Consider the following 9904-nt stretch of genomic DNA (forward strand, 5'->3'; position numbering starts at 1 on the left):
CCTGGCCTGCCTGGCGCTGCTGCCGGGCGGCAAGGGGCAGGCCCACGGGCAACGGCTGGACGTGGCGGGCGCCGTCACCATCACCGCGTCGCTGATGCTGGCGGTGTACGCCATCGTCAACGGCAACGCTGCGGGCTGGACCTCGCTGCAGTCGCTGGGGCTGCTGGGGGCTGCGGCGGCACTGCTGGCGGCGTTTTTGTTCATCGAGTCGCATGTGGCTGCGCCGCTGGTGCCCCTGCCGCTGCTGCGGCTGCGCAACCTAGCCATCTCCAACGTGGTGGGCGTGCTGTGGGCGGCGTCGATGTTTGCGTGGTTCTTTCTGTCGGCGCTGTACATGCAGCTGGTGCTGGGCTACGACGCCATGCAGGTGGGCCTGGCGTTCCTGCCGTCCAACCTCATCATGGCGGGCTGCTCGCTGGGGCTGTCGGCCTGGGTGGTGATGCGTTTTGGCATCCGCCGCACGCTGGGCTGGGGGCTGCTGCTGGCGGCGGTGGGCCTGGCCCTGTTTGCGCTGGCGCCCACCGAGGGGCGGTTTGTGGTCCACGTGCTGCCCGGCATGCTGCTGCTGGGCGTGGGTGCCGGCATTGCGCTCAACCCGCTGCTGCTGGCCGCCATGGGCGATGTGAAGCCCGAAGACTCGGGGCTGGCCTCGGGGGTGGTGAACACCGCGTTCATGATGGGCGGCGCGCTGGGCCTCGCCATCCTGGCCAGCCTGGCCGATGCGCGCACCGACCATCTGCGTCAGGCCGGGGCCAGCGTGCAGCAGGCGCTCAATGCGGGCTACCAGCTGGCGTTCTGGGTGTCGGCCTTGTGCTCGCTGGTGGCCGCCGTGCTGGGTGGTTTCGTGTTGCGCCCGGCACCGCAGCCGTCCGCCGCCGCGCCTTCCCACGCGGGTGCCGTGTGAGGAGATAGGGTGCTATTTAATTGATAGCTGAACGGGCATATTCCACTGGCGCATGCAGTCATTTTGGCTTGAAATGGTGGCGAAGCTGTGTGCGCACGCTGTGCGGCACTGTCCTGTATGCCGCACCGCACTGTTCCACCCAGCGCACTTCTGAAAGCGGCCGCTGGCCTTATCTTTGGCAGGCGTGCTGCCCGATAGCCGGTGGCGCAAACCCAAGGAGTCCTTGATGTCGTCCTCCCCCACCGTGTCTTCGTCTGCCGCCAGCCTGCCCGTCGTGCAGGCCCAGGCGCTGGGTCCGCTGTGGCCCACGATGGACCCGTTCCTGTTCTGCGCCCATCATGACGACGCCTACCCCGCAGGCAACGGCGCGTTTGCGCCCGCCGTGTCGCTGGAGGGCCGCCAGATCGGCAGCGACTTCAGCCGCAAGGACGGCTGGAGCATGTACCACGGCGACACCGTGCCCGGCTTTCCGGGCCACCCGCACCGGGGCTTTGAAACCGTGACCCTCGTGCGCAAGGGCCTCATCGACCATTCCGACTCGCTGGGCGCCGCCGCGCGCTTTGGCGGGGGCGATGTGCAGTGGGTCACGGCGGGCAAGGGCATCGTGCATTCGGAGATGTTCCCGCTGCTCAACGCCACCGAGCCCAACCCACTGGAGCTGTTCCAGATCTGGCTGAACCTGCCCGCGAAGAACAAGATGGTGGAGCCGCACTTCACCATGCTGTGGAACGAGCGCATTCCGCGCATGGTCCACCACGACGACGCAGGCCGTGCCACCACGGTGACGGTGGTGGCGGGCGCTCTGCCCGGCGCGCCCGCGCCGCTGGCGCCGCCACCCGAGTCCTGGGCTTCGCAGCCCGAGGGCGATGTGGCCATCTGGACGCTGCGCATGGACCCTGGCGCGCAGTGGACGCTGCCCGCCGCGCGCGGCCAGGGCACGCGCCGCATGCTGTACTTCTTTGTGGGCGACAGCCTGCGCGTGGGCCCGCAGGACGTGGGCCAGCACGCCGCGCTGGAGCTGGTGGCCGGGCAGGACTGGCAGCTGACCAACACCGGCGCCACGCCGCTGGAATGCCTGCTGCTGCAAGGCCAGCCCATCGCCGAGCCCGTGGCGCAGTACGGCCCGTTTGTGATGAACACACAGGCCGAGATCATGCAGGCCATGAACGACTACCGCCGCACCCAGTTCGGCGGCTGGCCCTGGCCCGACCAGGACCCGGTGCACGGCACCGAGGCGCGGCGTTTTGCGCGCTACCCCGGCCAGACCGAGGAAGAGCGCCCGGCTGAGACCCCGGCGGGCGCATAGGGTTGTTCAACAGGCCCTGCCAAGCTTTCACGGGGCGCTGCGGCGGCCGTGCGGCGCCTCGTGGACAATCCAGGGTTTCTTTCTGACCCGCGCGGCGGCTGGTGGCATACCCCTGCCAGCCCCGCGTCGATTCTTCACCGCCTGAAAGCGCAAGCACCACCATGGCCACCACCATCACCAAAGACTCCGCCGTCACCATCACCTACAAGGTCACCACGCCCCAGGGCAAGCCGCTGGATGCGGGGCACCTGTCGTACCTGCACGGTGGCTACGAAAACATCTTCCCCAAGGTCGAGGCCGCACTCGATGGCCAGGCCGTGGGCTTCAGCACCACGCTGCAGCTGGCGGTGGAAGACGCCTTTGGCGCGCGCGATGAAAGCCTGGTGCGCACCATTCCCAAAAGCGAGTTCCCGCCCGGCGTGAAGGTCGGCGGCCAGCTGCAAGGCGTGGGCAACGACGGCCAGCCCGCCGTGTTCAACGTGGTCAAGATCAAGGGCCCCGAAGTGCACCTGGACGGCAACCACCCGCTGGCAGGCCAGGCGTTGACCTTCAGCTGCAAGGTCACTGAAGTGCGCGCTGCCAGCCCCGAAGAAGTTGCGCACCGCCATGTGCATGGTGCGCATGGCCACCACCACTGATAGTCATTCCAGAGGCCGCTGCGCGGGCCTCTGATTTGCCTCTGCTGCTTATAGGGCCTCCAGCACCGTCGCAATGCCCTGGCCGCCACCAATGCACTGTGTGGCCAGCGCATAGCGGCCCTTCTCGCGCTGCAGCAGCGCAGCGGCCTTGCCCGTGATGCGCGCACCGGTGGCGCCCAGCGGGTGGCCGATGGACAGCCCACCCCCATCCAGATTGACGGTGTCTTCGCGCAGGCCCAGTTCGCGGATGCACGCCAGGGCTTGCGATCCAAACGCTTCATTGATCTCCACGACATCCAGATCGCTGACCGACAGCTTCGCGCGGGCCAGTGCCTTGCGTGTGGCGGGTACGGGACCCATGCCCATGTATGCAGGATCTACGCCCGCAGTGGCCATTGCGCGGATGCGGGCCAGCGGGGCCAGTCCGTGCCGCGCTGCATATGCGTCGGTCGTCACCAAGACAGCCACTGCGCCATCGGTCAGGGGCGACGAGGTTCCAGCGGTCACCACACCATCTGCGCGGAATGCGGGTCGCAGCGCCGCCAGTGCCTCCAGCGTGGTGCTGGGGCGGATGCAGCCGTCCTGAGTCACCAGTTCGCCCGACGCCAGGGCAATAGGTACGAGTTCAGCCTGCAGCAGACCGCCCTCGCGCGCTGCCGCAGCCTTGTGGTGTGACGATACGGCCAGCGATTCCTGATCAGCGCGGCTCACCCCGTATCGGTGGGCCACGTTCTCGGCCGTCTCTCCCATGCCGATGTACGCATCGCTGTGCTCGTACAACGTGGGGTGGGCCGAGAAGTTGAAGCCCCCCTGCGGAACCATGGTCATGGACTCGACGCCAATGCACAGAAAGGCTTCGCCCAGGCCTGCCTCAATCTGTGCGGCGGCGATGTGAATAGCGGACATGGACGATCCGCAAAAGCGGTTCACCGTCATGCCGCCCACTTCGTGTGGCAGGCCCGCCAGCAGCGACACGATGCGCGCGATGTTGTTGCCTTGTGCTGCCTCCGGGTACGCGCAGCCGGCAATCACGTCTTCCAGGGTTGCAGGGTCGATTCCGGTGCGTTTCAACAGACCCGTGACCACCTGCGCGGCGAGGGCATCGGGCCGCACATCGGCCAACGCCCCCTTGCGGGCGAAGTGGAACGGGGAGCGGGCATAGGCAGAAATCAGTGCTTGCATGGTCAGACCTCGGTTGTGGTGCAGGAAGGCTCAGGCGCTGGTGGTGACCGCGTAGCGTCGGGCTGGCTGACGCAGCGACAGAAAAGGCCCGAGCGCCCGGCGCGCGTCTTCCAGCGCGTTCCACTCGTGCACCGCTTCCAGCGAGGGGATGGTCACCGCTTCGCCCTGATCCAGACCGGCCAGCGCGGCATCCACCATGGCGTCCACGTCCATCAGCATGTCTTGCGGCAGGTGGCTGATGGGTGTACCCGCGCGGTCCCAGATCTCGGTGCGTGTTGCACCCGGCATCACCGCCTGCACGCGGACGCCTATCGGCCCCAGCTCCTGCTGCAGGGACCGGGTGAGGTTCAGCAGGTAAGCCTTGGTACCGCTGTACGTGCCGCTGAACATCTCCGGCAGCAGTGCCAAAACGGAGGCAATGTTGATCAGCGTGCCTGCCCTCCGCGTCGCAAAGCCCTTGGCTGCGGCCGCAGCGAGCCGGGTGGGTGCCAGCACGTTCAGCGCCAGCATGCGTTCCACGGCATCGATATCGGCGTCCAGCAATGTCCCTGTCACTGCAATGCCCGCGTTGTTGAGCAGCAGCGTGATGCTGGCGTCGCTGTGCAGACGCTGCTCCACACGGATCAGGTCGCTGCGGTCCGTCAGGTCCGCCTGCAGCACCTCAGTCTTCACCCCGGTCTCCTGCGCCAGACGGTGGGCGAGTGCAGCCAGGCGTGCGGCGTCACGCGCTACCAGGATCAAATCGTAACCACGGCGCGCCAGCCGGTCTGCGTACACGGCACCAATGCCGGACGAAGCGCCTGTGATGAGGGCTGTGCCCAGAGAGGGGCGAGAGGAATGGTTCTCTGTGGTGGTCATAGGGTTTCCTGAAATCTGTTTTAGATGATGATCGTCACGTTTAAATTATATGATGATCATCATTTAAAATGTCAAGACTAAGTTTCAGGGCTTGCAGTCCGAGGAGAGATAGACAATGAAGGTCAGCAAGGAACAGATGGCGGAAAACCGTGAGCGCATCCTTGATGCGGCCGCGCAGTTGTTCCGCGAAAAGGGTTTCGATGGCATTGGTGTGGCCGACCTCATGAAGAGCGCGGGGCTCACGCATGGCGGGTTCTATGGGCACTTTGCGTCCAAGGACGAGCTGATGGCGCAGGCCAGCGCAAGGGCCTTGCACCGGCTGCAGACCGCCTGGGCAGCCATTGCGCGTGACGCTGTGGATAAGGGGCAGGACCCTTTGGCAGCTATCGAGGCGGCTTATCTTTCGCCCCACCACCGAGATGCACCCGGTCAGGGTTGTCTGCTGGCCGCTCTGGGCGGTGATGCAGCGCGGCAGGGGCCGGCCGTCCGCCATGCTGTGACCGAGGGCGTGCGCGCCCAACTGGAAGGACTGGCCACCTTGGTGCCTGGCCGTACCAAGGCTGCGAAGCGCCAGCGTGCGCTGGCCGACTATGCGAATCTGGTGGGCGCCATGGTGCTGGCGCGCGCGGTGGACGATGAAGAGCTGTCGAACGAAATCCTGAATGCAACCGCAGCCTCACTGCGCTTGCCAGAGCCTGTCCCGCGGTGAGTGCCCACGGCATATGAAACGCAGCGCGCTGGATCTTGCTATCGCATTTTTTGTCCTCGCATTTCTGCGGGGGTTACAGCGACAGCATTGAGCCCTGAGATGGAAAAACACAAAGCCCGCAGAGCGGGCTTTGTGTAGTGGTCGACCTGGAACTTACTTGGCTGCTTCAGGCTTGGCAGCGTCGGCTTTTTTCTCTGCCATTGCCTTAGTCTTCTTGGCCTTCGCCTTCTTCTCTGCCTTCTTTTCTGCAGGGGCCGACGCGGTGGCGGTTGGCGTTACTGCGGGCTTGGCTTCGGCTTTGACCGCTGGTGTGGCGGGCGTGGCTGGAGTCGCTGGGGTGGCAGGCATGGCCGATGTGGCAGGGGTCGCAGGCGCCGCGGCCTTCGCGGGGGTTGCTGGCGTTGCGGGGGCCGCAGGGGCTTGGGCAAACGATGCGGTCACAAAGAAACCGGCGAGCAGGGCAGCGAGGAGCTTGTTCATGAGAAATCCTTTCAGATCGGATGACCGCCCGACACAGCGTCGGACTTAGCTATGCAACGGCGCTCGGAGGCGTTGCGATGACAGGTTACGAAGTCATTGGCAACAAGGCGTTACCGCGCCCCAGACCGCGCCCGTTCAGCACCGGCTCCTTGGCCAGGCGCTCGCGTGCCCATTCCACAAAGGCGCGCACCTTTGCCGGGGCCCGCCGGCCTGCGGGGTAGACGATGTGCACGGGCACGGGTGGCAGTTCGTGGTCGGCCAGCACGATGCGCAAGCGCCCTGCGCGCAGGCTGGCTGCGGCCTGGTAGGCGAGGCAACGGGTCAAGCCGATGCCCGCCTCTGCGGCGGCGATGTCCACCTCGTTGCTGTTGCTGATCCAGGTGAATTGCGGCTGGCCTGTGGCGCCATCGCGAAACTTCCAGGGCGACGGCGTGCGTGCGTCAAAGGCGAAGCCGATGGCCCGGTGGTTGCTCAGGTCGGCCGGGTGGCGTGGCTTGCCGTGTTGCGCCAGGTAGGCGGGAGAAGCCACCACCAGGCGGCGCAGCGCGCCGACCTGCACGGCAGTGAGCCCGGAGTCAGGCAGGTGCGCGATGCGGATGGCCACGTCCATGCCTTCATCGAGCAAATGCACCAGTCGGTTGACGAACAGCGTGCGCACCTGCACACGCGGCTGGGCCTGCAAGAAGCCCTGCACGATGGGGGCCACATGCTGGATGCCGAACATCTGCGGTGCCGTGATGGACAGCAGCCCCTGGGCCTCGGCCTGTGCACCGCTGGCTGCCTGCTCGGCCTCGTGCAGGTCGTTCAGGATGGGGCGGCAGTCTTGCAAAAAGCGCTCGCCCGCCTCGGTCAAGCGCACCATGCGCGTGCTGCGCTGGAACAGCAGCACACCCAGCCGCGCCTCCAGCGCCGCAATGGCACGTGTGACGGCCGTGGCCGAGCAGCCCAGCCGCCGGCCCGCCACGGCAAAGCCGCCAGCGTCCGCCACGGCCACAAAACAGCGCAGGGTGTCGAGATAGTCCATGCAACCCATTATTGCGGATGTCGCAATTATGAAAAGCGGTGATTGGTTATTCACATCGCAGCTTGCAACAGATATCGTCGAGCCATCTTTTCACCCACCCACCGACGAGGCTTCACCATGTTCCCCACCACCCCGCTCCAGCTGTACCGCATGCCCATCTCGGGCCATTGCCATCGCGTGGAGCTGATGCTGTCCCTGCTCGGCTTGCCCTATGAACTGATTGACGTGAATCTGCTGCGCGGCGAACACCAGCGCGCGGAGTTTCTGGCACTCAACCCGCTGGGCCAGGTGCCCGTGCTGGTGGACGCAGGCCAGGTGCTGAGCGACAGCAACGGCATCCTGGTTTACCTGGTGCAGCGCTACGCCCCCGGCAGTGCCTGGCTGCCGCAGGACGCCGTGGGGCAGGCGCAGCTGCAGCGCTGGTTCAGTCTGGCGGCGGGCTTTCTGGCGCCGGGTATCGGGGGGCCGCGCTTTGCGACGTTGACGGGCCGTGCCGTGAACGAGGTGGCGCAGGCCACCGGCAAGCGCCTGCTCACCTTCATGGAGGACGAACTGCAGGGGCGCGCCTGGTTGCTGGGGGGTGCAGCGCCCAGCCTGGCCGATGTGGCCATGGTCAGCTACACCTCGCAGGCCCACCTGGCGGGGCTGCCGCTGGATGCCTACCCGCGCATTGCGGCCTGGGTGGCGCGCATGCAGGCCTTGCCGGGCTACCCGGTGCTGGCCGACCAGCTGCCCACTGCCGAGCAGGTGGCGGCATGACAGCCACCGTGCCCGCTGCACCGGTTGGGGTGCCGGTGCCGCCCGAGGCATTCCACCCCGGTGAGCAGGCCTTGCAGGCGCGCGTGGGCGTGCGCGAGCGCATGGCGGCCGTGGGTGCGATGGTGCTGCGCGATCACATGCCCGACCAGCACCGTGAGCTGTTTGAAAAGCTGCCCACCTTGCTGCTGGGGACGTTGGATGAACAAGGCCAGCCGTGGGCCACGATGCTTGCCGGACCGCCTGGGTTTGTGCACACCCCCGATGCGCAGCGCATGCAGATCGCGACCGCGCCGGATTCCAAGGACCCAGTGCTCGCACACCTGGCGCCAGACGCGGCCGTGGGCGTGCTGGGGCTGGAGCCGCACACGCGGCGGCGCAACCGCATGAACGGGCGGGTGGCAGCGTTTGGCGATAGCGGCCTGGACATGCAGGTGGTGCAGAGCTTTGGCAACTGCCCCAAATACATCCAGGCGCGGGAGCCAGGCCTGCGCGCTGCGCTGGCCGCTCCGGGCCCGGTGCAGTGGCTGGGCGCTGGACTGGACGCCGCCGCCATCGAGCGCGTGCAGCGTGCCGACACCCTGTTCATTGCCAGTGCCTCGGCGCCACGCCCTGGTGCCGGGCACAGCGAAGGCGTAGATGTATCGCACCGGGGCGGTGAGCCGGGCTTTGTGCAGGTGGCGCACACGGAGGCCGGCGTGGTGCTGAGCCTGCCGGACTACCCTGGCAACCAGTTCTTCAACACCCTGGGCAACCTTGCGCTGCACCCGCTGGCAGGCCTGCTGGTGGTGGACTATGAAGAGGGCGGCTTGCTGCACATTGCCGCGCAGGCCGAGGTGCTTTGGGACCGCGCTGCGCGTGCTGCCTGGCCCGGCGCACAGCGTGTGCTGCGGCTCACGGTGCTGCGCGCCCTGTGGCGGCCGCAGGTGCTGCCGTGGCGCTGGACACCGCCGGTGTCGGCCCCTCAGTTCCGGGTGATGCGCGAGGCAGCGCTGGACTGAGTGGGGCACCACCAGCGGGCCGCGCACGGGGTGCCGTTGTCCCCGCGATGCGCCTGCGCGGTACGGTGGCCTCGGCCTCCACCATCTTGGCGCTGCGCTCGTGCGCGGTTTGAGCCAGCTCGGTGATGAGCGTGGCCTCGGGCAGGTTGTGCCAGTAGCGCGTGGGCATTTCCTTTTTCATCATGGTGAGCTTGAGCCGCGCGGGGTTGAAGATGTGGCGGTAGTAGGTGAGCCACAGCGCCTCGCCCGCATCGGGCGGCGGCGCGTCGCTGCGCTGCGCGCCGGGGCCGGTGTGTAGCTGCTGGCCGTCCCAGCGCACGCTGGCGTCGGGCGTGAGGATGGCCCAGCGCATTTGCGTGAAGCGGCGGATGAAGAAGCCCGCGTTGGCCACGGTGATGTAGTGGTCGGGCTCGAACCAGGCCATGTGCAGGGTCTGGCCATAGGGTTCCACCACGGGCCGAAAGCGCACAAAGGCGTGCATCTTGTGGATGTCCCGCCGCACGCTGCGGACCATGTGGTGGGCCAACATGCGGTCGGCGTCCAGCGGGTCGTGCCGCGCGCTGTCGGCTTCATGGCCGCCCTGCGCCATGCGCCACAGCAGGCGGTACATCAGCGCAAAGCGGCCCGGATCGCGGTGCAGGATGAGCTGCTCGCACAGGTGCACAAAGTCGGGCGGCACGCGCAGCGGCGGCGCATCGGGGGCTGCGCTGGGCCAGGTGTCGCTGACTGCAGGTTCGGGCGCGAACAGGTCTTCAGCGGCATCCGCCAGGCAGCGCCAGTCCACAGCCTGCGGAGGCACGTTGGCTTGCACCAGGGCGCGTGCCGCTTGACGAAAACCGGGCCAGTCGGTGGCGTGGTCCAGCGTGATGGTGTGGCGCTGCATGCGGGCCTCTCCAGCTCAGAACAGGCTGCGCTGCACCGGCGGCGGCGTCAACTGCGCGGCGAGGTCGGCAGCGTCCAGCGCACGGCCGGGGCGGTAGTCGGCCGCCTCCACAAAGGGCAGCACTTTCTTGAGCGGCACATGCAGCTGCGCCAGGTCTGCATGC

General features: G+C 67.2%; 11 protein-coding genes and 1 pseudogene. 6 read left to right on the top strand and 6 right to left on the bottom strand.

The features are described from left to right. The 3 genes from DBR23_RS27885 to DBR23_RS27895 form a co-directional block, all read left to right on the top strand. Positions 1–904: MFS transporter (locus DBR23_RS27885; RefSeq protein WP_146191472.1), on the top strand; the 904-nt coding region annotated here is incomplete at its 5' end. A 226-nt stretch (positions 905–1130) separates the two neighbouring features. Next, positions 1131–2210: a pirin family protein gene (locus DBR23_RS27890; RefSeq protein ID WP_108500220.1), complete on the top strand. Its 1080-nt coding sequence runs from the start codon at positions 1131–1133 to the stop codon at positions 2208–2210. A gap of 161 nt (positions 2211–2371) precedes the next feature. Then, a complete protein-coding gene (locus DBR23_RS27895) occupies positions 2372–2848 on the top strand; it encodes a peptidylprolyl isomerase (protein WP_056067938.1) in 477 nt (158 codons plus the stop codon). A 48-nt stretch (positions 2849–2896) separates the two neighbouring features. Here the strand turns inward: DBR23_RS27895 and DBR23_RS27900 are convergent, their stop codons facing one another. Both DBR23_RS27900 and DBR23_RS27905 read right to left on the bottom strand, forming a co-directional pair. Beyond that, positions 2897–4030 carry a thiolase family protein gene (locus DBR23_RS27900; RefSeq protein WP_108500211.1) on the bottom strand — a complete coding sequence of 378 codons (1134 nt, stop codon included), beginning with the start codon at positions 4028–4030 and terminating at the stop codon, positions 2897–2899. A 30-nt stretch (positions 4031–4060) separates the two neighbouring features. Then, a complete protein-coding gene (locus DBR23_RS27905; protein WP_108500212.1) occupies positions 4061–4888 on the bottom strand; it encodes an SDR family oxidoreductase in 828 nt (275 codons plus the stop codon). Positions 4889–5003: 115 nt separating this feature from the next. Here DBR23_RS27905 and DBR23_RS27910 point away from each other — a divergent pair, with 115 nt between their 5' ends. Further along, positions 5004–5597, top strand: coding sequence for a TetR/AcrR family transcriptional regulator (locus DBR23_RS27910; RefSeq protein WP_108500213.1), 594 nt, complete (start codon positions 5004–5006; stop codon positions 5595–5597). A gap of 153 nt (positions 5598–5750) precedes the next feature. On the opposite strand, the gene DBR23_RS27915 is transcribed toward DBR23_RS27910, so the two are convergent. Together DBR23_RS27915 and DBR23_RS27920 are read right to left on the bottom strand one after the other, a co-directional pair. Beyond that, positions 5751–6077: a hypothetical protein gene (locus DBR23_RS27915; RefSeq protein ID WP_108500214.1), complete on the bottom strand. Its 327-nt coding sequence runs from the start codon at positions 6075–6077 to the stop codon at positions 5751–5753. A gap of 85 nt (positions 6078–6162) precedes the next feature. Then, positions 6163–7101, bottom strand: a complete 939-nt coding sequence (locus DBR23_RS27920) for a LysR family transcriptional regulator (RefSeq protein WP_108500215.1) — start codon at positions 7099–7101, stop codon at positions 6163–6165. A 117-nt stretch (positions 7102–7218) separates the two neighbouring features. Here DBR23_RS27920 and DBR23_RS27925 point away from each other — a divergent pair, with 117 nt between their 5' ends. Together DBR23_RS27925 and DBR23_RS27930 are read left to right on the top strand one after the other, a co-directional pair. Next, the gene (locus tag DBR23_RS27925) at positions 7219–7860 is read left to right on the top strand and encodes a glutathione S-transferase family protein (RefSeq protein ID WP_108500216.1); all 642 of its coding nucleotides are present in this window, start codon (positions 7219–7221) and stop codon (positions 7858–7860) included. Then, positions 7857–8858, top strand: coding sequence for a pyridoxamine 5'-phosphate oxidase family protein (locus tag DBR23_RS27930; RefSeq protein WP_108500217.1), 1002 nt, complete (start codon positions 7857–7859; stop codon positions 8856–8858). The genes DBR23_RS27925 and DBR23_RS27930 overlap by 4 nt, the downstream gene beginning before the upstream one ends. Here DBR23_RS27930 and DBR23_RS27935 read toward each other — a convergent pair. Continuing rightward, the gene (locus tag DBR23_RS27935) at positions 8752–9741 is read right to left on the bottom strand and encodes a TIGR03915 family putative DNA repair protein (protein ID WP_233250794.1); all 990 of its coding nucleotides are present in this window, start codon (positions 9739–9741) and stop codon (positions 8752–8754) included. The genes DBR23_RS27930 and DBR23_RS27935 overlap by 107 nt on opposite strands. A 15-nt stretch (positions 9742–9756) precedes the next feature. Next, positions 9757–9904: pseudogene (locus DBR23_RS32020) on the bottom strand (biotin synthase); the annotation flags it as partial.

It is taken from the genome of Acidovorax sp. HMWF018 (assembly GCF_003061035.1).
Classification (GTDB): Bacteria; Pseudomonadota; Gammaproteobacteria; order Burkholderiales; family Burkholderiaceae_C; genus Acidovorax; species Acidovorax delafieldii.